This window comes from Metabacillus sp. Hm71 (assembly GCF_051842955.2).
GTDB lineage: Bacteria > Bacillota > Bacilli > Bacillales > Bacillaceae > Metabacillus.
Genome location: NZ_CM200278.1, coordinates 957105 through 983162 on the forward strand (window position 1 = coordinate 957105; position 26058 = coordinate 983162).

At 38.5% G+C, this 26058-nt stretch carries 21 protein-coding genes; 18 read left to right on the forward strand and 3 right to left on the reverse strand.

Going from position 1 to position 26058, the window contains the following annotated elements; translation table 11 throughout:
* The first annotated feature begins 62 nt into the window (after nucleotides 1-62).
* From ACSVDH_RS04820 to ACSVDH_RS04845, 6 genes are all read left to right on the forward strand, one after another.
* On the forward strand, nucleotides 63-1046 hold the full coding sequence (locus ACSVDH_RS04820) for an aldo/keto reductase (RefSeq protein ID WP_439248650.1): 984 nt from the start codon (nucleotides 63-65) through the stop codon (nucleotides 1044-1046).
* A gap of 333 nt (nucleotides 1047-1379) precedes the next feature.
* Entirely contained in the window at nucleotides 1380-2627 is a 1248-nt protein-coding gene (locus ACSVDH_RS04825) for an MFS transporter (RefSeq protein ID WP_439248651.1), read from the forward strand.
* Nucleotides 2624-4204: a gamma-glutamyltransferase gene (ggt, locus tag ACSVDH_RS04830; RefSeq protein ID WP_439248652.1), complete on the forward strand. Its 1581-nt coding sequence runs from the start codon at nucleotides 2624-2626 to the stop codon at nucleotides 4202-4204. The genes ACSVDH_RS04825 and ggt overlap by 4 nt, the downstream gene beginning before the upstream one ends.
* A 123-nt stretch (nucleotides 4205-4327) precedes the next feature.
* A complete protein-coding gene (locus ACSVDH_RS04835; protein ID WP_299091367.1) occupies nucleotides 4328-4777 on the forward strand; it encodes an Lrp/AsnC family transcriptional regulator in 450 nt (149 codons plus the stop codon).
* A gap of 314 nt (nucleotides 4778-5091) precedes the next feature.
* Complete coding sequence (locus ACSVDH_RS04840) at nucleotides 5092-5667, forward strand: chromate transporter (protein ID WP_439248653.1); 576 nt, start codon at nucleotides 5092-5094, stop codon at nucleotides 5665-5667.
* Nucleotides 5664-6194 carry a chromate transporter gene (locus ACSVDH_RS04845; protein ID WP_299091362.1) on the forward strand — a complete coding sequence of 177 codons (531 nt, stop codon included), beginning with the start codon at nucleotides 5664-5666 and terminating at the stop codon, nucleotides 6192-6194. The genes ACSVDH_RS04840 and ACSVDH_RS04845 overlap by 4 nt, the downstream gene beginning before the upstream one ends.
* A 67-nt stretch (nucleotides 6195-6261) precedes the next feature.
* Here the strand turns inward: ACSVDH_RS04845 and ACSVDH_RS04850 are convergent, their stop codons facing one another.
* Entirely contained in the window at nucleotides 6262-7650 is a 1389-nt protein-coding gene (locus tag ACSVDH_RS04850) for a hypothetical protein (protein ID WP_439248654.1), read from the reverse strand.
* Nucleotides 7651-8071: 421 nt separating this feature from the next.
* A complete protein-coding gene (locus ACSVDH_RS04855) occupies nucleotides 8072-8575 on the reverse strand; it encodes an antibiotic biosynthesis monooxygenase family protein (protein ID WP_439248655.1) in 504 nt (167 codons plus the stop codon).
* Between the two features lie 139 nt (nucleotides 8576-8714).
* Here ACSVDH_RS04855 and ACSVDH_RS04860 point away from each other — a divergent pair, with 139 nt between their 5' ends.
* The 8 genes from ACSVDH_RS04860 (at nucleotide 8715) to ACSVDH_RS04895 (ending at nucleotide 21074) form a co-directional block, all read left to right on the forward strand.
* Nucleotides 8715-10856, forward strand: a complete 2142-nt coding sequence (locus ACSVDH_RS04860) for a transglycosylase domain-containing protein (RefSeq protein WP_439248656.1) — start codon at nucleotides 8715-8717, stop codon at nucleotides 10854-10856.
* A 443-nt stretch (nucleotides 10857-11299) separates the two neighbouring features.
* Nucleotides 11300-12352, forward strand: coding sequence for a uroporphyrinogen decarboxylase (gene hemE, locus ACSVDH_RS04865; protein WP_439248657.1), 1053 nt, complete (start codon nucleotides 11300-11302; stop codon nucleotides 12350-12352).
* A gap of 58 nt (nucleotides 12353-12410) precedes the next feature.
* The gene (gene hemH, locus ACSVDH_RS04870) at nucleotides 12411-13343 is read left to right on the forward strand and encodes a ferrochelatase (RefSeq protein ID WP_439248658.1); all 933 of its coding nucleotides are present in this window, start codon (nucleotides 12411-12413) and stop codon (nucleotides 13341-13343) included.
* Between the two features lie 284 nt (nucleotides 13344-13627).
* Nucleotides 13628-15691, forward strand: coding sequence for an alpha-glucuronidase family glycosyl hydrolase (locus ACSVDH_RS04875; protein ID WP_439248659.1), 2064 nt, complete (start codon nucleotides 13628-13630; stop codon nucleotides 15689-15691).
* Between the two features lie 142 nt (nucleotides 15692-15833).
* The gene (locus tag ACSVDH_RS04880; RefSeq protein ID WP_299091348.1) at nucleotides 15834-16850 is read left to right on the forward strand and encodes an SDR family oxidoreductase; all 1017 of its coding nucleotides are present in this window, start codon (nucleotides 15834-15836) and stop codon (nucleotides 16848-16850) included.
* Nucleotides 16851-16999: 149 nt separating this feature from the next.
* Nucleotides 17000-17572, forward strand: coding sequence for a TetR/AcrR family transcriptional regulator (locus ACSVDH_RS04885; RefSeq protein ID WP_299091345.1), 573 nt, complete (start codon nucleotides 17000-17002; stop codon nucleotides 17570-17572).
* A gap of 75 nt (nucleotides 17573-17647) precedes the next feature.
* Nucleotides 17648-19870: a YhgE/Pip family protein gene (locus ACSVDH_RS04890; protein ID WP_439248660.1), complete on the forward strand. Its 2223-nt coding sequence runs from the start codon at nucleotides 17648-17650 to the stop codon at nucleotides 19868-19870.
* A gap of 184 nt (nucleotides 19871-20054) precedes the next feature.
* Nucleotides 20055-21074, forward strand: a complete 1020-nt coding sequence (locus ACSVDH_RS04895) for a LacI family DNA-binding transcriptional regulator (protein WP_439248661.1) — start codon at nucleotides 20055-20057, stop codon at nucleotides 21072-21074.
* A 113-nt stretch (nucleotides 21075-21187) separates the two neighbouring features.
* On the opposite strand, the gene yhfH is transcribed toward ACSVDH_RS04895, so the two are convergent.
* Nucleotides 21188-21322 (reverse strand): protein YhfH, encoded by a 135-nt coding sequence (yhfH, locus tag ACSVDH_RS04900; protein ID WP_299091339.1) that lies wholly within the window; start codon nucleotides 21320-21322, stop codon nucleotides 21188-21190.
* 272 nt (nucleotides 21323-21594) lie between these two features.
* On the opposite strand from yhfH, the gene ACSVDH_RS04905 reads away from it, so the two are divergent.
* From ACSVDH_RS04905 to ACSVDH_RS04920, 4 genes are all read left to right on the forward strand, one after another.
* Entirely contained in the window at nucleotides 21595-22332 is a 738-nt protein-coding gene (locus ACSVDH_RS04905; protein WP_439248662.1) for an MBL fold metallo-hydrolase, read from the forward strand.
* Nucleotides 22333-22346: 14 nt separating this feature from the next.
* Nucleotides 22347-23339 (forward strand): lipoate--protein ligase, encoded by a 993-nt coding sequence (gene lplA / locus ACSVDH_RS04910; protein WP_439248663.1) that lies wholly within the window; start codon nucleotides 22347-22349, stop codon nucleotides 23337-23339.
* 124 nt (nucleotides 23340-23463) lie between these two features.
* Nucleotides 23464-24183: a YebC/PmpR family DNA-binding transcriptional regulator gene (locus ACSVDH_RS04915; RefSeq protein ID WP_299091332.1), complete on the forward strand. Its 720-nt coding sequence runs from the start codon at nucleotides 23464-23466 to the stop codon at nucleotides 24181-24183.
* 205 nt (nucleotides 24184-24388) lie between these two features.
* Nucleotides 24389-25945: a fatty acid--CoA ligase family protein gene (locus tag ACSVDH_RS04920; RefSeq protein ID WP_439248664.1), complete on the forward strand. Its 1557-nt coding sequence runs from the start codon at nucleotides 24389-24391 to the stop codon at nucleotides 25943-25945.
* Nucleotides 25946-26058: the final 113 nt, after the last annotated feature.

Genomic DNA, 26058 nt, shown 5'->3' on the forward strand with positions numbered 1-26058 from the left:
AATAAACATTCTTATCTCGAATAATATATTGAAAGTTAGAAAACGAGATAGGAGAGAGACAAATGGAATACAAAGTATTGGGCAAAAGCGGTTTATTAGTATCAGAACTTTGTTTAGGTGCCATGACCTTAGGAAAGGAGGTCAATGAATCTGAATCTATTGAGATGATTCATCGCTTCCTGGATAAGGGAGGAAATTTCATCGATACAGCAGATGTTTATGTAGGCGGGGAATCTGAGCGGATTGTCGGCAAGGCGATTAAAGATCGCCGTTCCGAAGTAGTGCTGGCAACAAAGGTAAGAATGCGGGTAGGCCCTCATCCGAATGATTTTGGCTATTCACGCCGTCGCATTATGGAAGGTGTCGACCAAAGTTTGAAGCGTTTAAACACGGATTATATCGATCTTTATCAGCTTCACGTCTGGGATAATATCACACCTATTGAAGAAACGATCAGAACATTAGATGATCTTGTCAGCTCTGGCAAAGTAAGATACATAGGGTGTTCAAACTTTTTGGCGTGGCAAATGATGAAGGCTTTATCTTATAGTGATTTTCATAATCTTGTTCGATTTATCTCCATACAGCCACAATATAGTTTGCTTAGTCGTGAAATGGATAGGGAAGTTCTCCCTTTGTGCAAAGAAGAAAATGTCGGTGTCATTCCGTGGGCACCAATTGGAGGAGGTTTCTTAACTGGGAAATACAAGCAAGGTGAAAAACCTCAAAGCGGAAGACTTTCCCATGGGGGCGGTGAATCCAGCTGGGAATATAGAGCCACGGAAAGGAACTTTGCTATTTTAAAAGCCGTTCAGGAAGCATCGCATGAACTGGACAAAACCCCTGCTCAAGTCGCATTAAATTGGCTGCTAAATAAAGAAGAAATCACCTCACCGATTTTTGGTGCCAGCAGCCTTGAGCAATTCGAAGAAAATATGGGCAGTGTTGGTTGGAGATTAACAGAAGAGCAATGGAATAAACTCGATGAAGTTAGCAAGCTTCCGAGTGAATATCCGACAAGGTTTCTTGAGAAGTTTCGTCGGTAAATTATTTTAATAAAAAATAAATTAGCATGTCGGCCAAAATCCTCTGAGAGATTTTGGTCAATTTTTTGACCACTTTTTGATGGTAATAGTTGTTCCTTTTATTGTGTAAGATGAAATCTAACATGCTTAAAAATAGCATTAACGGTGGTTGAGCTACTCTGTTTCGTTTTGAGAATTAAAAAACGTTAAAAGCCTTCGAAACGAAACTAAAATTAATTGATTAATTTCAAAACGTTAAAAAACTGGGTGAGAATATGTGACAAGAACCCCTTCTATTGAAAAGAATGTTGTTATAATGATCTCAATATTCAGACAATAGGAGGAGGATTTTTAATGAAAAAGACACATCCGGCATTTGTTATTTTTCTCTTTTTTTTAGGTTGGGTATTTATGTATGCTGATCGCAACATCCTTTCTCCGGTTATGGGCAGCATCGGAGAAGAATGGGAACTTGATAAAGCTCAGTTAGGTTTAATGTCAACTGTATTTTTTGCTGCTTATGCCCTTATGCAAATACCTACAGGGTTTTTAGCTGATAAGTTTGGAAGGGTAAAAGTGTTAGTTGCCGGGTATGTGTTATTTGGTGTTGCAACCTATTTGAGCGGTTTAGCCGCCAGCTTTGCTATTTTTTTATTGATGAGAGCTTTAACAGGCTTAGGAGAAGGAACGTATTATGGTTCCCAGTATGGAATATCATCGAGCATAACACCTAAAAAATATCGGGGACTTGTATCGGCTTTGATTAACAGCGGAATGGCGTTTGGGATCTCGCTCGGATTTATTGCATCTAGTTATTTTACATATACATTAAATAAAGGCTGGCAATTTCCTTTTTATGTATTTGCTGTACCGACAATTATTGTGGCGATTTTAATAGGAATATTTGTTAAAGACAATCACCATAAAGAGCAAAAGCAAGAGAAGGCAATACAAGAAAAAGGCAATATGAAGCTATTATTTACAAAAAATCATCTTTTTGTGTATCTATTAATCTTTTGTTCTTTATATGGATTTTTTGGGATGCTGACTTGGCTTCCTTACTATTTACAAACCGCCCGAGGAGTGGATGCTTCACAAACTGGCATCATTGCATCTTTAGTGCCATGGGCTTCAATTCCTGGTGCCATCATCTTTGGAATTTTATCAGACAAAATAAAAAGCAAAAAGCCTTTAATTATTTTATTGGCGTTGGCGGGGGCATTATGTCAATTTGCCATTCCTTATATTGAAAACTATTCCTTGCTTCTTATAGGTTTAGTTCTTTATGGATTACTTGGAAAATTAGCGCTTGATCCGGTTTTAATTTCGTATATGGCTGATATTACCCCTTCTTCCATGTATTCGAGAGTTTATGGATTTTTTAACTTTAGCGGCATGCTATCTTCTATTTTTGCTCCTTACATTACCGGGTATTTTGCTGATCAAACGGGAAGTCTTGAATTCGGCTTTTATTTATCAGGAGTGCTCTTAATCGTAGGAGGGATTCTGTTTATCTTTACAGATAAGCAAATTAAACCAACAATTGATTCTTCATCAACTGTCAAGGTAGGAAAATTAGCTGAGGAGGGTAAAGCAGGGTGAGTAAAACAATTGTAGGGAGCAAGACAATGGTTGTAAGCCCTCATTATCTTGCATCACAGGCTGGAAATACGATTCTTCAAAAAGGGGGAAATGCTTTTGATGCAGCAGTAGCGGTTAGTGCCTGCCTTGCGGTGGTATATCCGCATATGACCGGGCTTGGAGGTGACTCCTTTTGGCTGACATATAGTACTAAGGATAAAAGGATCCGTGCTTATAATGGAAGCGGCAGGTCAGGATTTAACGTAACACGTGATGTATACAAGGGGAAAAGCTCCATTCCGACCCGCGGGATTGAAAGTGTCATAACCGTACCGGGAATGGTTGATAGCTGGGATGCAATCCTGAAGGAGTATGGAAGGTTATCATTAGTAGAAGTACTAGAACCGGCTATCGAGTATGCAAGAACAGGCTTTCCTTTTTCAAAGGATCAGCATGAGAATACGGTGAAATGTATTGAGATGCTGCAAAGAGATGACGATGCAGCAGCTATTTTTCTTCCTGATCACAAGGTGCCAAATGTAAATGAGAGATTTATCCAAGCTGATTTAGCCGACACATTGAAGGAGATTGCCAGAAACGGCAGGGAGAGCTTTTATAAAGGCGAGTTAGGAAAGCGAATCATCCATCGTTTAAAAGAAAAAGGCGGATTGCTTACTGAAGCTGATTTTGCTGAACATAAGGGAGTATGGACTGAGCCGATATCAACTACATATCGAGGCTGCCAAATGTATCAAGCACCGCCTAATTCACAAGGCTTTACAGGTCTAATGGCCCTAAATATCCTTGAAAACTATGACTTTTCTTCGATTTTAGAAGGCTCATATGAATATTATCATTTATTAGTAGAAACATTAAAAAGATGTTTTCAGGATCGCAATCATTATTTAACTGACCCGGACTTTCACTCTATTCCATTAGATAAATTACTGAGTAAATCTTATGCACAAAAAATGGCACGCTCAATTCAATTTGATCGAGCAAGGCATATTCAAACACAATCGGTTGGCAGTGATACCGCTCATGCTGCAGTTATAGATGAGGAGGGGAATGCTGTTTCCTTTATACAAAGTCTTTACTTTGAATTCGGATCAGGAGTAGTTGCAGGAGATACTGGAATTATTATGCAGAACAGGGGTTCATTCTTTTCGCTTGATTCTTCACATGTCAATCGTTTGGAGCCAAGAAAAAGAACCTTCCATACACTAATGCCTGCGATGGCGTTTAAAGATGGACGACCTCGGATTCTCTACGGTACCCAAGGTGGTGAAGGACAGCCGCAAACACAAACCGTTATGGTAACCAGAATGATCGATTATGGTATGGATCCACAACAGGCTATTAGTGAACCTCGATTTGTATGGGGCAGAACCTGGGGAGAAGCTACACAAGAGCTCAAAATTGAAGGCCGCGTACCTTTAGCTGTTATTGAGCAATTAATGGCAGCGGGGCATCTCGTTAAAAGGGTAGGTGAATTTGATGGAATTATGGGGCATGCAAATGCGATAATGGTTGATGATCAAGGCTTTCTGCATGGCGGAGTTGATCCAAGAAGTGACGGAGCTGCTATTGGAAGATAAATTGACTTCCTAAAAATCTGGTTGAATGATTTTAGGTATAAACTTTCTTTCGTCTTAAAGGCTTTCATCCAATGTCTGTTAATATTATACTCATACTAAATAATGCTAAAGGATGGGTATAATGTGAAGATCGATAACATTGATAGGAGAATTCTTGAGTTACTAACAGTTAATGGAAGAATGTCGTATTCTGATATAGGGAAAGAACTGGATTTGTCCAGAGTATCTGTTCGCGAACGTGTAAACCAATTAATAAAAAATGAAGTCATTGAAAAATTCAGCGTCGTGATTAATTCCGAAAAAATGGGAAAGAATGTTTCTGCCTTTTTTGAAGTAGATTGTGAGCCTGGATCCTTAGTATCGGTTGCAGAAACGTTAGCAGATAATCCTTGTGTATCCAGCTGTTATCAAATGACTGGTCCAAGTACACTGCATATGCATGTGTTAGTAGATGACTTTGGTGCGTTAGAAAAGTTTATCAATAATGAGCTGTATGCACTTGAAGGAATTACAAGAGTAGAGAGCCATATTTTGCTTCGACGCTTTAAGAGTCGAAGCGGCTTGAAATTATAGAATGGCTATTCGAGAAGGTTACTCTCATTATGCCCTTGAGAAAAGGGGAAATGAGCTTAACCTCTTTTTTTTGAAAAATATTTAAGAATTTATAGAAACAAGTGAATTTTTACTCTATAATTGTAAAAGAGTAAAACAACTTCCGTTTGTTAGGTTATATTTCAATATAGATTAACAATCGGATATAAAATGACATAAAATAAATTATTCATCATAAAGTTTATCGTATAGAAGGTAAAAAGAAAAAATGCTTTCGGGGAAGATAAGTCATGATTTAATGTAAGCAGAAAAAATAATTTGCAAAGGAAGATCATATGAAACATCTTCAATTATTTTTAGCGTTTTTCCGTGTTGGGATTTTGGGCTATGGCGGAGGTCCATCCTCTATACCGCTTGTACATAAAGAAGTAGTGGATCATTATAAATGGATGAATGATGATGAATTTGCCGATGTTTTGGCATTAGGCAACACATTGCCGGGTCCAATTGCTACTAAAATGGCTGGTTATATCGGTTATAGAGTAGCAGGAATATTAGGGCTTATTAATGCAACCTTGTCGACTATTTTACCAACAATTATCTTAATGATCGTTCTGCTAACGACTATTTCTTCTGTTAAAGACTATCCTTGGGTTCAGGGGATGACTGTTGCGGTCGTTCCTGTAGTTGGCGTTATGCTTGCAACCTTAACATGGGAATTTTTTGCGAAATCTAAAGAATCCTTGGGATGGCTAAAATCAATTCTATTTTTAGTCGGCAGTTTCTTGTTATTGGAGGTTATAGGGTTACATCCAGCCATTTTGATTGGCGGCCTTTTACTTGCAGCCATCTTTAAAAAAGATAAAAATCCTGAATCAGATCGTACTGTTGAGAGGGGGAATGCTTCATGATTTATTGGGAAATCTTCCTTGCCTTTTTTATTCCGGGAATACTAGGGTATGGAGGCGGCCCAGCTTCCATTCCATTAATTGAAAATGAGGTTGTAGATCGCTACGGTTGGATGAGTGTAAACGAATTTAGCGAGGTGCTTGCATTAGGCAATGCTCTTCCTGGTCCAATCGCGACAAAGATGGCTGGCTATATTGGCTATCAGCAAGGTGGTATCCTAGGAAGCTTTGTAGGCATGTTTGCGACTGTTGCCCCATCGTTAATCTTAATGATCGTATTATTAGGATTTTTATATAAATATAAAGATTCTCCTAAAGTCAAAAGAATGACTACTTATATTAGACCGACAATTGCTGTATTACTTGGGGTTATGGCATTTAGCTTTTTTTCTACAGCCTACATTGATACTGGTATTTGGCAGACACTTTTTCTAATCGTCATCAGTTTTTTATTATTAGAAAAGTGGAAGGTGCACCCTGCCCTTGTTATTGTTGGGGCTATGGGATATGGAGCAATTTTTATTACGTAATGGTTTTTATCAGGCAAAATAAAAAAATCTAACAAAGTCTCTTTAAAGACATTGTTAGATTTTTCTTCTATATTAAAAACATCGCAACAAAAGTTGTCACAACAAGCCCAATTGAAACGGGTATTAGATTTTTTCTTGCCAATTCAAAGGGGTCAACACCGCAGATTGCTGCCGCTGGAATTAATGCCCACGGAATTAACGTTCCTCCTCCTACCCAAATTCCTGTTACTTGACCTAAAGCTGTTAAGGTTGCCGCACTAACCCCAATAGCCGTTGAAAACAATTGTGCAATCGAGCCTGCAAGGGAAATACCTGAGAAGCCCGATCCATCAAGTCCTGTTAAAACTCCGACACCAGTTAACGTAATGGTTGCGACCTCTGGTGTAAGAGGTACGACATTGGCAAGGGCAACACCGAGATCGTTAATAATTCCTTCTGAGCTCTTCGGTAAATATTCTCCAATGATGGAATAAAATCCAGCATCCCCTAAGTAAAAAAACGCAGCGATGGGTATAACTGGACCGAATACACGAAATCCAAACTGAAATCCTTGGATCAAGTAGTTTGTGGTTTCTTCGAGACCGCGTTTTTTGTGGGTCAGACAAGTTGTCACAATTAAAATGAGCAATGCAGTTCCACCGATTAAAGCAGTTGCATCTCCGCCTTGAAGGTTTAAAGTGAACATGAGGATAACATCAATTAGAAAAATAATCGGTATCAACAAAGCTAGGATTTTTTTAGCTGCTGTTGATAATTGTTTATCAGATGAGTCCTGAATAGGCGATGGGGTTGATACTGTTGGAAAGGGTTTTTTTAACTTAATATCTCTCATTAAGAGAAAATAAGCAGAAATGGTTGTAACAACTCCCATTGTAATCACAAGAGGAATACTTGCTTGAATGACATCCCCAACTGGCAAGCCTGCAGCATCTGCCGTCAGCTTTGCTGCAGCTTGGATGATGAAATCACCTGAAAGAGCGATACCATGACCGAATAAATTCATTGAAATCGCAACGCCTAGCGCCGGCAAGCCTGCTCTGATAGCAACTGGCAGCAGGACAGCTCCAATTAAGGCAACTGCTGGTGATGGCCAGAAGAAAAACGAAATCATCATCATTAAAATCCCAATTGTCCAGTATGCAGTGGTCGGATTTTTTATGACTTTTGAGAAGGGAGAGATCATCACTTCATTTATGCCTGATATCGTTAATATTTTACTCATTGCAACAATAATGGAGATAACAAGAATCGTAGGCAATAATTCGGTGATGGCAAAGATAAAACTATTAAAAAGACTGCTAATAGAATCACTAACAGAAAATGTCGATGCAGCAGCAAGTGAGAGTATACCAACTATACAAATAATCGTCGTATCACGGCGAAAGAGCATAAAGCCAACGATTGCAAGAATAAATGTTAAGTAGATCCAATGAATGAGTGTAAGATCTATTTCCATTTCTATCACTCCTGTAGGGAAAATGCCTATAATAGGTTCTTAATACTGTATGAATGAGTGAAAGAGAATGTGAGTGGGGCAAGAAAATTTCATGCATAAGCCATGTAGAAAGAAGTTGTCATTTCCAAGGAAATATTGTCAGAAGTGCATAAGTTGTCTAATCGTGGGTTGGACCAAGAAAAGAAGGTAATCCCGCTGTCAGTGGTTCAAATATCGAAATTTGTGATTCAATCCCACGAATTGTGGTTCATTTAATGAAGTTTGTGGTTCAATCCCAACAATTCGTGGTTCAATTCCCAAGAATCCCATTGTCAGTGTTTCTATCCCAAAGTTTAGTTCATGAATCCGAGTATAAAATTTATCTTTTACTCCTGAAGACTTCTTCCAATCATCTCCTATTGCAACACAGCCATCATTATTATTATTCATCCAAATCAACAGAATAGTATTTCGCAACATATGCAGGATTTGCAAGGGGCTGACCTAATCCTCCGTTTGAGCCCGTTTTTTTGAGAATCGTATCAAAAGAGGTCGACCCCTGCCATGCCTTAGAGTACTGTTCACTTTCCCATAATGTTAAAATAATGTAAGTATCACTTTTTAAAGGTCGCAATATACGAATGGCTGAGATGCCGGTTTGTTTTTCCATTTTTAGTGACTCGTCTTGAAAGGTTTTTTCGAATAACGGTCTAGCTTCAGATGAAACAGGGATATTATTCACGAGAGCATATGCTCCGTTCGCCAAATCCCCTGATGAATAAAGGATGTCATATTTTTTGGGAACATTAAAGATCGTTTTACCATCCGTTTCATGAAATAAAACAGCGGTTTGATTGTTAGTCATAAGCCTTAATTTTTTATCGGTGTGTTTCTTCACCAGCTTGGCTAAGTAATCAACCGTACCATAGGTTATGTAAAGCTTCATCTCTCATCACCTCATTGTTCATTATGCTAAATGGTCATTTTAGTATACCAGTTACTATTCACCTTTTCCCAAAATTTATTGTGTTCACACATATACCTGCCTATTTTTAACAATACTAAAAGAAATAAGGGGTGAGCATATGAAAAAGAAACTTCTTTTATCGTGTCTGATACTAATAATTACTGTTGCTTTCTCGTTTTTAGGCTATATATTTATTATTTTTATGGGGAATTACGTAATAGATGATGAGAAATTAGTTATGAACACAGCTTCTAAGCTCGTTGACATAGAAGGAAAAGAAATAACAAAGCTCTATATTGAGAATCGGGAGCTTGTTGACATTTCTGAAGTGCCGGATCATGTGCAGCAGGCATTTATTTCAGTTGAAGACCAACGGTTTTATGAGCATTATGGCATTGACATGAGAGCGATAGGCAGGGCCTTATATAAGGATATCCTTGCTGGCAGCAAAGTTGAAGGAGGCAGCACGATTACCCAGCAGCTGGCGAAAAATATCTTTTTGACAAATGACAAAACACTGCTTCGGAAAACAAAGGAAGCGATTATCGCTATAAATCTGGAAAAGCGATACAGCAAAGCAAAATTACTGGAAATGTATTTAAACCAAGTTTATTTTGGGCACGGTGCTTATGGAATTAAATCTGCAGCAAAGTTTTATTTTAATAAGGATGTTTCAGAGCTGACTCTTGAGGAAGGGGCCCTTTTAGCAGGGATACCGAAAGCACCGTCAACATACTCGCCAATCGACAATGCTGAAAAGAGCAGAGAACGCCGAAATGTTATTTTAAGCTTAATGGGTGATCAAAACTATATTTCATACGAAGAGGTTGTTAGAACACAAGGAAAAACAGTGAAATTAAAAGTAAACAAAAAACAGGAGAGCCCGTGGATATCAACCTATATTGATATGGTATTTGATGAAGCAAAAGAAAAGTATGCTCTTTCTAATGAGGAGTTATTAAGAGGAGGATATACGATTACTGTTTCCCTTCAGGAAGAGCTTCAAAAGTCTGCTTATGAATTGTTCCAAAAGAAAGAGTACTTTCCGGGAACAGATGAACATGCACAAGGTGCATTTATTTTAATTGATAATAAAACAGGAGGCGTTTTGGCAGCTATTGGCGGACGGGATTACGTGCCAAAGGGGTTAAATCGATTGAATGTGATGCGACAGCCGGGTTCAACATTTAAACCGATTGCGGTTTATGCCCCATCGATTGAATCAGACTTGTTTCATCCTTATTCGTTATTAAAGGATGAAAAGCTAAAATATGGAGATTACCTACCGGAAAATTATGATAACCAATATGCTGGAAAGGTAACCATGTTTGATGCCATTATTTCGTCTAAAAATGCGGCAGCCGTCTGGACATTATCTGAATTAGGAATTGAGAACAGTAAGAAGTATTTACAAAAGGTAGGGATTTCCTTTAAGGATAATGGATTAGCTATCGCCTTGGGAGGACTCTCAAAAGGGGTAACACCTATTCAGATGGCAAATGCCTATCGCACGTTCACAACGAATGGAAACTACAGTGAACATCATCTTATCGAAAAAATATCGGATCGCAAGGGAGAAGTCATTGCTGAAAACAAACAAGAGGCGGAGCGGGTTTATTCTCCGCAAACGGCCTGGGATATGACGAGAATGCTTCAGCATGTCGTGAGTGAAGGAACAGCAAAGCATGGCGCGTTTCAAGGTGAACTTGCTGGGAAAACAGGGACGACTTCATTCCCAGGGGTTGAGGGAGCGGCGAAGGATGCTTGGTTTGTTGGTTTTACCGAAAATGTCGTTGGCGCTATTTGGATGGGATATGATAAGACCGATAAAACTCATTATTTAAAACATGGAAGCTCCTACCCTACTAAATTGTTTAAGGATATTTTAACTGAGGCAAAGTGGGAACAAAACGTGGCATTTAAGGTTCCAGAAGGTGTGAATGATTTAGAAAGTCCAATCCGCCTCAAGGAAATCGATAGAGTAGATGCAAGATACACGTTTAAACCGCTTGGATTAATCACGTTAACACTTCAATGGGAAGCACAACAGGATGAGCGAGTGGAATACCGAATATATGAACAATCTGAAAGTGGACAAAAGCTTGTCGGAACCGTTACAGGTAAAGGATTTTATGAAATTCCGTATGTAAATGTCTTTTCAGAAAGCACGTATAAGGTTGCCCCATTTAATGTCCAAACCAGGGAAGAAGGGGTCGCAGTTGAATTCTCGAAACCAAGCTTATTTGGTTCAAATAAATAAGAAAAGCGTAAGCGCCTTGATCAGCCTAGGGCAAATAAGACGCTCATGAATAGAAGGCGTTCTTTGCCTTGAATTCATGAGTGACTATATCCTAGAGGCAGTCAAAAACGCGACGTCCTGTCGCACTGACTGCACTTGCACGTCCTGTGCTTCGGGGTTAGGCGCTGGAGCTAGACACAAAAAACTAGGTTATAATTTTCTTACCTTTTGAAGAGAAACATCCATCTAACGGGTGATCATCGTTAAGATGGGTTTTCTTTTGTAGAAGTATAATTCGTAATTCGACTTTTTTTCGACATTTCCTCATCATAACTATACAACATGGTTTGAAAACGTTATAGTTGTAAGTGTTGAGATTTTAATGTAGAATTAATATCAGATTATAATTATTATTATTTAATAAAAGGGATTTCCCTTCTTAGGATAGAAAGGTGGCTTTTTGGATGGCTGAAAAAAAAATAAATGATACGTTTTTAAAAGCTTGTCGCGGTGAAAAAACGGACTATGTTCCGGTTTGGTATATGAGACAAGCTGGGCGATCACAGCCTGAATACCGTGCAATAAAAGAAAAATACAGCCTTTTTGAAATCACACATCAGCCTGAATTATGTGCATATGTAACAAGATTGCCTGTGGAACAGTATGATGTTGATGCTGCAATTCTTTATAAAGATATAATGACTCCACTCCCGGCAATCGGCGTGAATGTTGAAATAAAGTCAGGAATCGGGCCGGTCATTGATAACCCTATTCGTTCTCTTAGTGATGTTGAAAAGCTAGGGGAAATTGATCCTGAAACAGATGTTGCCTATGTATTAGAGACGATTAAGCTGCTTACTCAAGAACAGCTTGAGGTACCGTTAATCGGATTTACGGGAGCACCCTTTACACTGGCCAGCTATATGATCGAGGGAGGTCCTTCTAGAAATTATAACAAGACAAAAGCATTTATGTATGCAGAACCGAAGGCATGGTTCGCTTTAATGGATAAGCTTGCTGACATGAGCGTTACCTATGTAAAGGCGCAAATTAAAGCAGGGGCAAAAGCGATTCAAATTTTTGACTCATGGGTTGGCGCCCTTAATGTGGCAGATTATCGCTATTATATTAAGCCAACGATGGAACGGATTTTTAGTGAGCTTAAATCAGAGAATGTTCCATTAATCATGTTCGGTGTCGGAGCAAGTCATTTAGCCAAAGAATGGCATGATCTACCTTTGGATGTTGTTGGTCTTGACTGGAGACTTCAGATCCAGGAAGCTCGTTCGATGGGACTAACAAAAACACTCCAAGGAAATCTTGATCCTGCAATTTTGCTCTCTCCATGGGAAGTTATTGAAGAAAGAGCAAAGCAAATTTTGGACCAAGGAATGCAAACTGATGGTTATATCTTTAATCTTGGACACGGTGTATTTCCTGAGGTAAATCCGGAAAATCTGAAGAAGTTGACTACTTTTATTCACGATTATTCAAGAAAAGTAAAAGTGAACGCTTAATCTGCTTTTTTAATAAAGAACAACGAGAAATTTAGAAATGAACTAGAGGTGAATCATTTTGACTAAGAAAAAAATGGGGTTATTAGTCATGGCATATGGGACCCCATACAAAGAAGAAGATATTGAACGTTACTATACACATATCCGACATGGCCGTAAGCCTGCTCCGGAAATGCTTCAGGATTTAAAAGAAAGATATGAAGCAATCGGCGGAATCTCTCCATTGGCCAAAATTACGGTGGAGCAAGGTGAAAAGCTGGAGGAGCACTTAAATCGTGTACAGGATGAGATTGAATTTAAGCTCTATATTGGCTTAAAGCATATTGAACCATTTATCGAGGATGCTGTTCAGCAAATGCATGAAGACGGGATTACGGAAGCGGTAAGCATCGTATTAGCTCCTCATTTCTCAACCTTCAGTGTCAAGTCATATAATGGACGGGCAAAAGAAGAGGCAGACAAGCATGGCGTCAACATAACGTCTGTTGAAAGCTGGTATACAGAGCCAAAATTCATTACCTACTGGGCTGATCGTGTAAAAGGTACATATGAAAGCATGTCAGCTGAGGAAAGAGAAGCTGCTGTACTCATTGTGTCTGCACATAGTCTTCCGGAAAAAATCACGGCACATGGCGACCCATACCCACAGCAGTTACAGGAAACGGCTGACTTAATTGCAGAAGCAGCAGGCGTAAAGAATTATGTCATTGGCTGGCAAAGTGCCGGAAATACGCCGGAGCCATGGTTAGGACCAGATGTCCAGGATTTGACTAGGGATTTATATAAAGAAGGATACAAAACATTTGTTTATATTCCTGTCGGCTTTGTCGCAGATCACCTAGAAGTACTCTATGACAATGATTATGAGTGCAAGGTTGTGACAGATGAGCTAGGCGCTCACTATTATCGTCCGGAAATGCCAAATGCAAAGCAGGAGTTTATTGATTGTCTTGGGACGGTTGTTTTAAAGCATTTGAATGAGGTGAATTAGCGGAAAGCGAGCTTGGAAGCAAGCTCGTTTTTTGGTTGTTTATTCGACGATGCAGTAGAAATAAGTTGAATATTCGATAAAAATGAGATAAAATAAACTAATCTACCATACTAGTATACACTTTTTGTGTGTAGGTGCATAACCAGATTGCTATTATATTTATATGTAAATTTTCACAAAGATTTTGTACATAGTTTCTTGCAAAAAAAATGAAAGGGCTTACTATATGGGGTGTAAGCTCGTTTGGTTAAAAGCCGAAATAATTAGACAAGGGAGAGAATATGATGGGAGTAATGAATACGTCTGAACGACAAGCTGATCTATGCTGGCTACCAAGAGCTGAAGGAGAGTTTAATAAGGAGTTTATCCAATCAATTAATGATGTGGCAGTAATAGGTGATTCTCCTATATTAAATACAGTGAAAAGTGAAATCGTTTCTACCTTTACTCATACTTTTAAAAGAGAGATTAGACTTAATGAAAAGAAAACACCAGATTGTCAAATCGTTTTCTCTACATTGGACGATTGGGGTGAGATAAGAAACCAGTTTTCAAATGTGATGAATGATGAAGGCTATGCCATTAAAACAATTCATCAAACAATTTATGTTATCGCTTCCAATGATAAAGGCCTTTTATATGGAATGTATCATTTCTTCAGATTAATCCAAAGAGGAGCAGATCTAAACAGCCTATCTATTAGTGAAAACCCGAGAAATAAAATAAGAATGATTAACCAATGGGATAATATGGATGAAACAAATGCGATGGGCAGTGTGGAGAGGGGCTATGCTGGAAAGTCAATATTCTATGCTGATAAAAAAATAGTAGAAGATAAAACGAGAATAAGAGATTATGCAAGGCTTTTGGCTTCCGTGGGGATTAATGCAATTTCTATTAATAATGTTAATGTTCATCAAATAGAAACGAAATTAATTAATAAAGAGTTTTTACCAGAAGTCGCTGAAATAGCTGATATTTTTCGTGCCTATGGAATTCAACTATTCTTAAGTATTAATTATTCAAGTCCTATTCAGTTAGGAGGATTAAGTACCGCAGATCCTTTAGATCCGCAAGTGCAGGAATGGTGGAAAACGAAAGCGGCAGAAATTTATCAGTATATTCCTGATTTCGGCGGATTTGTGGTGAAGGCGGATTCGGAACATCGGCCAGGACCGTTTACGTATGGAAGAAATCATGCGGATGGGGCAAATGTTTTAGCTGAGGCATTGAAACCATTTGGCGGAGTTGTGATTTGGAGATGCTTTGTCTACAATTGCTTACAAGATTGGCGTGATCGAAGTACAGATCGTGCAAGAGCGGCATATGATCATTTCAAACCATTAGACGGAAAGTTCCTAGATAATGTTATTCTGCAAATAAAAAATGGTCCAATCGATTTTCAAGTACGAGAGCCTGTTTCTCCTTTATTAGGAGCAATAGAAAAGACGAATCACGTGATGGAATTTCAAATCACCCAAGAGTATACAGGTCAACAAAAGCATGTTTGTTTCCTTGTCCCTCAATGGAAGGAAGTTTTTGAATTTGATACATATGCAAAAGGGGAGAACTCAAAAATTAAATCAATTGTTGATGGCTCCTTATATGAGAGAGAATTGGCAGGAGTAGCAGCGGTATCGAATATTGGTGATGACGATAATTGGACAGGACATACTTTAGCCCAAGCAAATTTATATGGCTATGGCCGGTTAATTTGGAATCCTGATTTAACGTCAGAAGAAATTGCCAAAGAATGGATTGAATTGACCTTTGGTAAAGAGGAGAAAGTGTTTACACATATTTATACAATACTAATGGGATCTTGGCTGACATACGAAAAATATACGGCTCCGTTAGGGATTGGGTTTATGGTGAATCCAGGACATCATTATGGGCCAAATGTCGATGGTTATGAATATTCGGTATGGGGAACGTATCACTTTGCCGATCGCAATGGCATTGGTGTCAATCGAACAGTAAAAGATGGAACAGGCTATACAGGTCAATATTTCCCTGAGAACATAGAAATTTATGAAAACGTAGAAACATGTCCAGATGAGTTACTATTATTCTTCCACCATGTTTCCTATACACATCGACTACAATCAGGAAAAACGGTAATTCAGCATATTTATGACACTCATTTTGAAGGTGTGGAAGAAGTTGAGAAATACATGGAATTATGGAAGCAACTAGAAGGTGAGATTTCTCCAAAGGCATTTCATAACGTACTGGACCGTTTTAGTGAGCAGCTTAGAAGTGCTAAAGAATGGCGTGATCAAATCAATACGTATTTTTATAGAAAATCGGGTATTGAGGACGAAAAAAATAGATTAATATATAAATAAGGCGTCCAAAGTCATCCAGTTAAATACTCATGAGTGAAACGGATGCTTGTATTGGACATGCTGCATTAAAGGCGTTTGCAGGTGGCCATTATCGAGGATTTAGGGTATGTAAAGAAAAAAATACTGGCGGAGGTTAAAAAGTATGAAAGCGTTATTTATTGGTGGAACTGGAACAATTAGCTCAGCAATTACAAATCAACTAGCAGAAAAAGGCTGCGAACTTTACCTTATTAATAGAGGAAATCGAACGAAGCACTTGCCTGCATCTGTCAACTTGATTCAAGCTGATATTAACGATGAACAGCATGTAGCTAAACTTATCGAAGATTTAGAGTTTGATGTTGTAGCAGATTTCATCGCGTTTGAACCAGCTCAGTTGGAAAGAGATTATCGTTTATTTAACGACAAAACGAAGCAATTTATTTTTATAAGCTCTGCTTCCGCGTATCAAACACCTTTGTCAGATTATCGAATTACAGAAGGAACGCCTTTGGCAAATCCATATTGGCAGTATTCCCGCAATAAAATTGCCTGTGAAGAGTATTTGGTGAAACAATATCGTGAGACTGGCTTCCCTATAACAATTGTAAGGCCAAGCCACACCTATGATGAACGTTCCATTCCGCTTGGTGTACATGGAAGAAAGGGATCCTGGCAGGTTGCTAAGCGGATGTTAGAGAACAAACCTGTGATTATTCATGGGGATGGTACATCCTTATGGACGTTGACACATAATCGTGATTTTGCTAAAGGCTTTATCGGTTTAATGGGCAATATTCATGCGATTGGAGAAGCTGTTCACATTACCTCAGATGAAAGCGTTACCTGGAATCAAATTTACGAAATAATTGCCGATGCCCTTGGCGTAAAACTTAATGCTGTCCATGTTCCATCCGAATTTTTAGCCGCATGCAGTAAAGAGGATTACAGAGGCGGATTATTAGGAGATAAGGCGAATACCGTTGTATTCGATAATTCAAAGCTAAAACGACTTGTTCCAGATTTTGTTGCAACAACCCGAGTTGACCAAGGAATTAAGCAAACGATTGAAAACATATTAGCTAACCCAGAGCTTCAAACAGAAGATAAGGAATTCGACCTTTGGTGTGATCGGGTTATTGATGCCTTACAGGGTGCGTTAAAAGCGATAAATGAATAGGTTTAAAGTTAGGTAGATAAGAGAGATGCTGTATTAAAAGACAGTCTCCCAAACCAGCTATTGAAATCAATTAAACCACATGTTATAGTAACAATATGAAAACTGACCAATTTGTTCATTTGGTCATTCTAGTAATAGGAGTGAATAGCTTGGGCATCAATCGAAAGCAGCTAATTCTGGAGGCCGCAACAAGATCCTTTACCCAATTTGGATATAAAGCAACAACAATGGATCAAGTCTCAAAGCTTGCAAACGTCGGAAAAGGAACAATCTATACGTTTTATAAAAATAAGGAAGAACTATTCTCTGAAATCATTGATGATCTGCTGGCGGATATGAAGGAAGCTGCAGAGAATGCGTTTGATCCCAATAGGTCATTTTTAGAAAATGTCCATAGAGCGTTATACAGTATTTTGGAATTTCGAAAAACACATCAATTGACGATCAAGCTTTTTCAGGAAAGTAATGAGCTTGGAACACCTACTGTGAATGAAGGTGTTAAAAAGGTTGAACAGATGATTTTGAATTATATTAAGCAAAAAATCATTGTGGCAATTGAAAATAAAGAGATCAAACCATGTGACCCGGAGCTGACCGCTTTTATTTTACTAAAGCTCTATATCTCATTAATTTTTGATTGGGAAAAACATCATGAACCGCTCGAAAAAGAAAAAATTGCTGAAGTATTTGATCAGTATTTGTTAAAGGGATTATCAATCTGATAATCCTCACTTTTTTGCCACATTATGACCAAATGAACAAAACGGTCATTTGGATATACAGGAGGTTGAAGGAAATTGTCATTCATCAAACAAGAATGGAAGGCATTATTTAAAAATAAAAAAGTTTTGATCGCTGTCATCGGGGTTCTTTTTATTCCGCTAATGTATAGCGGCGGCTACCTTGGTGCCTTTTGGGATCCATATGGAAAGCTTGATCAGCTGCCTGTTGCGGTTGTCAACAATGACACTGGCACCACCTATGAGGGAAAAGAGCTGGATGTAGGGAATGAATTAGTTGATCATTTAAAAGAAAACAGGAAGTTTGAGTGGCATTTTGTCGATCAGCAAAAAGCAGAAGAAGGTCTTGAACAACTAGACTATTATATGGTCATTGAAATTCCAAAAAACTTTTCAAGCAATGCGACAACATTACAAAGCAACGAACCGGAGCACTTAGAGCTTACGTTTATCACAAATAAAGGGAATAACTTTATTTCCGGACAAATCGGTGAAAGTGCTGTTGCAAAAATTAAAGAAGAGGTCGCTAATACAATAACGAAAACTTATGCAGAATCGATTTTTGATAATATTGAGCTAATGGCAGATGGAATTGGAGATGCAAGCGAAGGTGCCGAAAAAATTAACGATGGTACTGGCGAGCTAAAGGAAGGCTCAAGCAAACTTTCAGAAAATCTTCATCAGCTTGTAACGAAATCACTTACTTTTAAAGATGGGTTACAGGACGCCTCATCAGGGTCAACGAAGCTTGTAGAGGGGATAAGTGAATTAGATAGTGGTTTAGCTGCCATGAAACAGGGGCAGAAGGAATTATATGACGGATCTGCCAAACTCGAATCGGGGTCTTCACAATTAGTAACAGGATTAAATGATTCATTAACAGGCATGAAGAAATTGCAAAATAATCTTCCAAGCTTGACAAAGGGGGTTGGAGCCTTAAAAAATAGTGCTCCGAACCTGGTGGAAGGCACTAAACAGCTTGCAGATGGAAGCACTGCTGCTCATGAAGGAGCAGCGGATTTATCACAAAATTTATCACAGGTGACTGCTGGGGTTAATAAGGTGATTTCCGATCTACAAGGAATGCCTTTACCTGAAGAAAAACAACAGGAGCTTTTAGCATTAGCGGAAGCACTAAACAGTTTAGATCAAGGTGGAAAACAGCTATCAACTAACCTTAATCAATTAGCGGCAGGTGCGGGTGAGCTTAACAAAAATGTGGCAGCATTACCGGCTAATGCTGAAAAACTATATGAAGGAACTGCTTCCGTGGAAGCTGCCATAAATCAGCTAACTGCAGGACAGGAAAAGCTTTATCATGGAGCAGTTCAAGTGAACCAAGGTCAATCGTCTTTAACAGAAGGTTTACATGTATTCGGTGACAAGCTAACTGAAGCAAAATCCGGAACTGAACAATTAGTAAATGGGGGATCTGCCCTGGAGCAAGGAATTGGTCAGTTAGCTGATGGTTCGATCGCATTAGAAGATGGATCTAAAAAGCTGGCAAATGGCGCTGATCAATTAGATGACGGATTATCACAGCTTTCGGATGGAACAACTGTCCTTTCAACAAAACTAAAAGAAGCAACAGATGAAACAGAGGATGTAAAAGGATCTGATAAGGTCTATGATATGGTTGCAGATCCGGTTGATTTAAACACAGAGGAAGTAAACGAGGTTCCAAACTATGGAACAGGTCTTGCACCATATTTCCTATCACTTGCTTTGTTTGTTGGAACACTGTTAGTAACCGTTGTGTTTCCATTACGAAAAACATCTGGAACACCGAAATCTGGCTTCGCTTGGTTTGCCAGCAAATTTAGTGTGCTGTTTTTTGTAGCCGTCATTCAAGCGATTCTAGCAGATCTTGTCCTTTTATATGGTTTAGGATTAGAAGTAAAAAATATTGGTTTATTTATCCTATTCAGCATAGTAACAAGCTTAACCTTTATAGCGATTGTTCAATTCTTGGTAACAACGATGGCCGATCCGGGCAGATTCATGGCAATCATCCTGTTAATCCTACAATTAACAACAAGTGCAGGAACGTTTCCGCTTGAGTTAATTCCAGAAGGATTTCAAAAAATTAATCAATGGCTGCCAATGACCTATTCTGTTGCCGGCTTTAAAGCGATTATTTCTAGCGGCAATTTTGATTATATGTGGTCACAAGCACTTGTATTAGCAGGATATTTTGTCATGGCAATAGCAGGTACAATTCTCTACTTTACAATGAAATTGAAAAAGGAAAAGCGGGCACTGAACGAGGTTTCTGCTTAGTCTATTAGAAAAGAGGGGCTATGAATCAGCCTCTCTTTCTAGTAAATCCCGAAATGTCATAAAAAAAGGTAGATTTCTTATAAAAAAGGTTGAAAAATAAATAATATTTTCATATACTTATATATGAAAACGTTTTCAGATGTCAAACAAGGTGGGCAACATAGAGCCGTGGGGAGGGAGAAATTTGTCTACCATAGAAGATGTCGCGAAACTAGCGGGATTATCTAGGACAACTGTTTCACGTGTGTTAAATGATCATCCTTATGTTTCCGATACGAAAAAGAAGCTTGTCCAGCAGGCAATGGAGCAATTGGGGTATGTTCCAAACTCTGCTGCGAGAAGCTTAAGAAATCAGAAAACAGGCATTATCGCTGTCTTAATTCCGAAAATATCCACACCATTTTTTAGTCAGCTGATCGAAAAACTCGAAATGGCTGCTTCTGCAAAAGGCTATCAACTAATTATTTGCCAAACACAATTCTTAAAACAGAAAGAACGAAATTATTTGAATCTTCTCAAAACGAGGCAGGTTGATGGCGTTATTATGACGTCGGTTGAAAATGACTGGCCAGTTGTCGATGCTTATTTAAACTATGGTCCAATTGTTCTTTGCAATGAAATTGTGGAGAATGCGCAAATTCCGATGGTGTATATGGATCAAGCATATAGCGGCTATACAATTGCCAACCATTTGCTTGAAAGGGGTCATAGACATATCGCTTATTGTTCAAACGGAATGGTAAGTGAGGGAATGAAGGCAAGGGAACATGGATTTAAACAGGCTTTAGCAGAGGCAGGCTGTTATTTTGATGAAAAATTTCACTTTCAACAAGCTTTAAGTGTTGAGGATGGAAGACAAATTTTTAAAAGAATCGCAAGCATGAAAACTTCACCGACAGCTATTTTTACTGGAGGAGATGCAGTTGCAGCAGGTGTTGTTTCTGAAGCAAAAAGACATGGGTGGAGCATACCAGGGGATCTAGCTGTAGTTGGTTTTGATAACATGGAAATTACTGAGATATTAGATCCGCAGATTACGACAGTGATACAGCCTGTTCAGGAAATGGCCTTGAAATCAATGGACGTTATTTATGATAAAATACATAAAAAACAGTACCGCTCTTACGAAAAGCATGAGTTTTCTTCACAGCTGGCTGTAAGGGAATCAACCATGATGAAAAGGAAGCTAGTTGCGACATCTTAAATAGAAGGCTTTAATAGCTAAAAACACAAAAAGGATGGCGAGTGATTCGCCATCCTTTTTGTATGGAGAATGGTGGATGTGTATTAGTACAGAATGATTGCAGAAGCCATTACTTATATGTCTGTTACATGAAGACACTCATTGCATGTGTTGCCATAGCATTCATGCTGTTCCTCAATATCCTGGCCACACTCTTTGCATTGTTTTTTTGGTAAATTTCTGAAAAATTCAGTTATTTTCATGATCATTTGAATCCCTCCGTTGTCATTTGTTGCTTTAATTGTATTATAACAGTTTTGTTGTGTCAATAACTGTTTTGTAACAATTTTCGCTGAAAAAACCTTTTTTGTGATGAAATTAGCAAGGATTATGAAAAATGTGCTTATACCCAAAGGTAATCTAAAGAACTCGTTGAGAGGATTTGGAAGCAAAGCCAGTAAACGTGAATTCGTGTTAGCCCTTTAGTATAATGAGAATATTGAATAGTAAAATAAATGGGAAACGAAAGGTTGATGAGCAGATGAAACTAAAGGTGATTGGTTACTGGGGCGGATTTCCGGGACCGAATGAAGCAACCTCAGGCTATTTGCTTGAAGCAAATGGGTTTCGATTGTTAGTGGATTGCGGAAGTGCTGTTTTATCAAAACTCCAGGAGACTATTGCCATAGATGAACTGGACGCTGTGATTCTATCTCATTATCATCATGACCATATAGCAGATATCGGACCATTGCAATATGCAAGTTATGTAACATCATTTATTAAAGGCTCAAAAAAAACCATCCCAATTTATGCTCATACTTTAGATCAAGCAGGCTTTGCTAAGCTTACCTATAAAGATGCAACAATTGGTATACCGTATGATGGTAATCAGTCATTAACGATCGGGCCATTTGAGATTACCTTTTTACAGACCGTTCACCCTGCTCCTTGTTTTGCCATGAGGATCACTGACAAGCAATCGACGATTGTTTATACAGCCGATACAAGCTTTAAGGAAGACTTCATTCCGTTTTCGATAGGAGCAGATCTTTTACTCGCAGAATCGAGCTATTATGGCAATCAAGATGGAACAAGTGCAGGTCATATGAATTGCAAAGAAGCAGCAGCAATCGCTCAAGGTGCTGGTGTAAAGCAGCTTTTATTAACACATTTGCCGCATTTTGGTGATCATGAAAATTTAGTAAAGGAAGCTCGCGAGCTATTTACTGGACAGGTTATCTTGGCAAGCACCGGTCTTGAATGGAGCAATCATTAAATGGAGGAATGGATATGCTGTTTATCGATAATAACGGGATGACAGACCCAAGAATAAATTTAGCCATTGAAGAGTATGCGGTTAAACATTTAGATCCTAATGAAACCTATTTATTGTTTTACATAAATGAACCATCGATTATTATCGGGAAAAATCAAAATACAATTGAAGAAATTAATACATCATATGTTGAAGAACATAAGATCCATGTTGTTAGAAGGCTTTCCGGCGGCGGTGCCGTTTACCATGATAAAGGGAATTTGAATTTCAGCTTTATAACAAAAGATGATGGTGATAGCTTTCATAATTTCAAAAAGTTTACCGAACCTGTTGTTCAAGCCCTTGAAAAGCTGGGGGTGAAAGCAGAAATGAGCGGCCGGAATGACATTATCGCAAGCGATGGGCGAAAGATTTCTGGAAATGCGCAATTTTCTACACGCGGGCGCATGTTTTCTCATGGGACATTATTATTTGATTCGGAAATCGATAGTGTAGTTTCAGCATTAAAAGTAAAAAAGGATAAAATCGAATCAAAAGGAATAAAGTCAATTAGAAGCAGGGTCGCCAATATAAGTGAGTATTTAGAAGAGAAAATTACGATTGAACATTTTAGAGAGCTTTTGCTGCGGTATATTTTTAATGGAGCAGATCAAATTCCATCATATGATTTAACCGATGAAGATTGGAAGAAAATCAATGAGATCTCTAAAGAACGCTATCAAAATTGGGATTGGAACTATGGGAAATCCCCTAAATTTAACTATCAACATTCACACCGATTCCCTATTGGACAGATTGATGTACGGTTAGAAGTGCAAAAAGGTATGATCGAAAATTGTAAGATTTATGGAGACTTTTTTGGCGTTGGCGATGTAACAGAGATAGAACAGGTTTTAATAGGTACGAGGTATGATAGGTCGGATTTGGAAAAAGCGCTGCAAGAAATAGATGTAAAGAAATACTTTGGAAATATTGAAAAAACAGATTTTCTGCAGCTTATTTATTAATAAGCTGCCTTTTGAATTGAAATGAACAATGAAGGTTATCCATTTACCTAGTGTTTAAGGTATAATAGAACATAGTAATAGAAACTTTTAAATTTAGATTCAAAGTAGAAAGAGAGTGTTCATGATGGGCCGTAAGTGGAACAATATTAAAGAAAAGAAAGCTTCAAAGGATGCGAATACAAGTCGTATTTATGCAAAGTTTGGACGTGAAATATATGTAGCCGCAAAGCAAGGTGAACCAGATCCTGAATCAAATCAAGCGTTAAAAATTGTTCTCGAACGCGCGAAAACATACAGTGTACCTAAAACAATTATTGACCGTGCGATAGAAAAAGCAAAGGGCGGAGCAGAGGAAAACTATGATGAGCTTCGTTATGAAGGCTTTGGACCAAACGGATCAATGGTGATTGTAGATGCGCTGACCAATAATGTTAACCGTACCGCATCAGAGGTGCGTGCTGCATTCGGCAAGAACGGCGGTAACATGGGTGTAAGCGGTTCGGTATCCTATATGTTTGATGCCACAGCAGTAATCGGCGTTGAAGGCAAATCAGAAGAAGAAGTTCTTGAGCTTTTAATGGAAGCAGATGTAGAAGTTCGTGATATTCTAGCAGAAGAAGATCAGGTCATTGTTTATGCTGAACCTGATCAATTCCATGCCGTTCAAGAAGCATTCAAAAATAGCGGCATAACTGAATTTACCGTCGCAGAATTAACCATGTTGGCGCAAAATGACGTGACACTTCCAGAAGATGCGAAGGCACAATTTGAGAAAATGATCGATGCATTGGAAGATTTAGAAGATGTTAGACAAGTGTACCACAATGTTGATTTAAGTGAATAATAGGTAAGGGTCTGGCCTCTTGCTTCCATAGCGAGGTTAGGCCCTTTCATTGATTTAGAAATGAAAAGAAATTTCTATAGCATGCAACTGGAATCCTTCCCAGAGATTGTCTATTCCTTAAACATTCCATATAATGAAAAGTAGGGGTTTTTTAATCAGGAAAATGAATGGTTATTCATTCATTTTATCAAAGGGGTGGGAGAGAATGAATTTATCATCACGGTTAACACAAACGGTAAAAGCGTTTGGTAACAAACCTGCGTTTATTTACGAGGGTAAAGAAACGTCCTATTCGCAGCTTGATGTAGCCATTAATCAATTTGCAAGCAGCTTGCATGATTTGGGCGTAAATAAAGGGGATCATATAGCAGTCGTTTTAGGGAACTCACCACATTATATTATTTCTTTATATGGGGCTTTGCGAGCAGGAGCGACGGTTATACCGATAAATCCTATCTACACACCGAATGAGATCAAATATATGATCAATAATGGCGACGTAAAAATCGTTATAACAGCAGATTTGCTTATTCCATTATTTTCTAGACTTGATGAACACCTGCCAACGGTTGAACATTTCATCGTCTGTGAAACAACGCCATCTCAGCACACAGGAGAGGTAGCTGGTCCAAATCGATCTATAACCACTAAAATGAAAACGTTCACAACGTTATTGTCAACTGGTTCGATCCATTATTCGAGGCCGGAAATTGATGAAGAAGATGTCGCCGTCATCCTTTATACATCAGGTACGACCGGTAAGCCAAAGGGAGCCATGCTCACACATAAAAATTTATACAGTAATGCGATTGATACGGCAAATTATTTAAAGATATCTGAGAATGATGTGGTCGTCACCACATTACCGATGTTCCATGTTTTCTGCTTAACCGTTTCGTTAAATGCACCGTTAATGAATGGTGCTACCATGCTAATCGTGCCAAAGTTTAGCCCTGCCGCTATCTTTCAATTGGTTAAAACCTATCATGCTACTGTTTTTGCCGGGGTGCCAACGATGTATAACATTCTGCTTCAATATGATCAAGCAAATCCTGATGATTTAAAAACGTTACGTTTATGTATTTCAGGCGGGGCATCCATGCCGGTTGCGTTACTTAAAGAATTTGAACAGAAATTTAAGGTAATCGTTTCTGAAGGCTATGGTTTATCGGAGGCATCACCTGTCACTTGCTTCAACCCGCTTGATCGCCCGAGAAAACCAGGATCGATTGGAACAAATATTGTCAATGTCGAAAATAAAGTAGTCAATGAGCTGGGACAAGAGCTGCCACCGAACCAAGTAGGTGAATTAGTCGTAAAAGGTCCAAATGTAATGAAGGGTTATTATAAAATGCCTGAGGAAACCGCTCATACTATTCGTGAAGGCTGGCTCTATACTGGTGATCTCGCAAGAAAAGATGAGGATGGTTATTTTTATATTGTTGATCGCAAAAAGGATATGATCATTGTTGGCGGCTATAATGTCTATCCTCGTGAAGTGGAAGAGGTTCTTTACAATCATGATGCGGTCGTTGAAGCAGCTGTTCTTGGGGGACCAGACCCGAATTCAGGTGAAGCAGTTACATGCTTTGTTGTGGTAAATAATGATGACATAACAGAGGAAATGCTTCTTGACTACTGTAAGGAACATTTAGCAAAGTATAAAATTCCTAAATCAATAGAGTTTTTGAAGGAGCTTCCAAAAAATACGACAGGGAAAATATTACGCAGAGCTTTAAAAGATCAAGTTTTACAAAAATAGTATTTTAATAGAACTATATCGAAATGATTAAGTGAAAAATTACTTTTGTGAAAAAACACAGACACTCTTGTTGTATCTGTGTTTTTCACATGTTTTTACTAGATTTCAAAATT

Excerpts from the sequence above, each read along its gene's own strand:
- ACSVDH_RS04820 (WP_439248650.1), top strand. The coding sequence starts at position 63 with ATGGAATACAAAGTATTGGGCAAAAGCGGTTTATTAGTATCAGAACTT.
- ACSVDH_RS04825 (WP_439248651.1), top strand. The coding sequence starts at position 1,380 with ATGAAAAAGACACATCCGGCATTTGTTATTTTTCTCTTTTTTTTAGGT.
- ACSVDH_RS04840 (WP_439248653.1), top strand. The coding sequence starts at position 5,092 with ATGAAACATCTTCAATTATTTTTAGCGTTTTTCCGTGTTGGGATTTTG.
- ACSVDH_RS04845 (WP_299091362.1), top strand. The coding sequence starts at position 5,664 with ATGATTTATTGGGAAATCTTCCTTGCCTTTTTTATTCCGGGAATACTA.
- ACSVDH_RS04850 (WP_439248654.1), bottom strand. The coding sequence starts at position 7,650 with ATGGAAATAGATCTTACACTCATTCATTGGATCTACTTAACATTTATT.
- ACSVDH_RS04855 (WP_439248655.1), bottom strand. The coding sequence starts at position 8,575 with ATGAAGCTTTACATAACCTATGGTACGGTTGATTACTTAGCCAAGCTG.
- ACSVDH_RS04860 (WP_439248656.1), top strand. The coding sequence starts at position 8,715 with ATGAAAAAGAAACTTCTTTTATCGTGTCTGATACTAATAATTACTGTT.
- hemE (WP_439248657.1), top strand. The coding sequence starts at position 11,300 with ATGGCTGAAAAAAAAATAAATGATACGTTTTTAAAAGCTTGTCGCGGT.
- ACSVDH_RS04875 (WP_439248659.1), top strand. The coding sequence starts at position 13,628 with ATGGGAGTAATGAATACGTCTGAACGACAAGCTGATCTATGCTGGCTA.
- ACSVDH_RS04880 (WP_299091348.1), top strand. The coding sequence starts at position 15,834 with ATGAAAGCGTTATTTATTGGTGGAACTGGAACAATTAGCTCAGCAATT.
- yhfH (WP_299091339.1), bottom strand. The coding sequence starts at position 21,322 with ATGATCATGAAAATAACTGAATTTTTCAGAAATTTACCAAAAAAACAA.
- ACSVDH_RS04905 (WP_439248662.1), top strand. The coding sequence starts at position 21,595 with ATGAAACTAAAGGTGATTGGTTACTGGGGCGGATTTCCGGGACCGAAT.
- lplA (WP_439248663.1), top strand. The coding sequence starts at position 22,347 with ATGCTGTTTATCGATAATAACGGGATGACAGACCCAAGAATAAATTTA.
- ACSVDH_RS04915 (WP_299091332.1), top strand. The coding sequence starts at position 23,464 with ATGGGCCGTAAGTGGAACAATATTAAAGAAAAGAAAGCTTCAAAGGAT.
- ACSVDH_RS04920 (WP_439248664.1), top strand. The coding sequence starts at position 24,389 with ATGAATTTATCATCACGGTTAACACAAACGGTAAAAGCGTTTGGTAAC.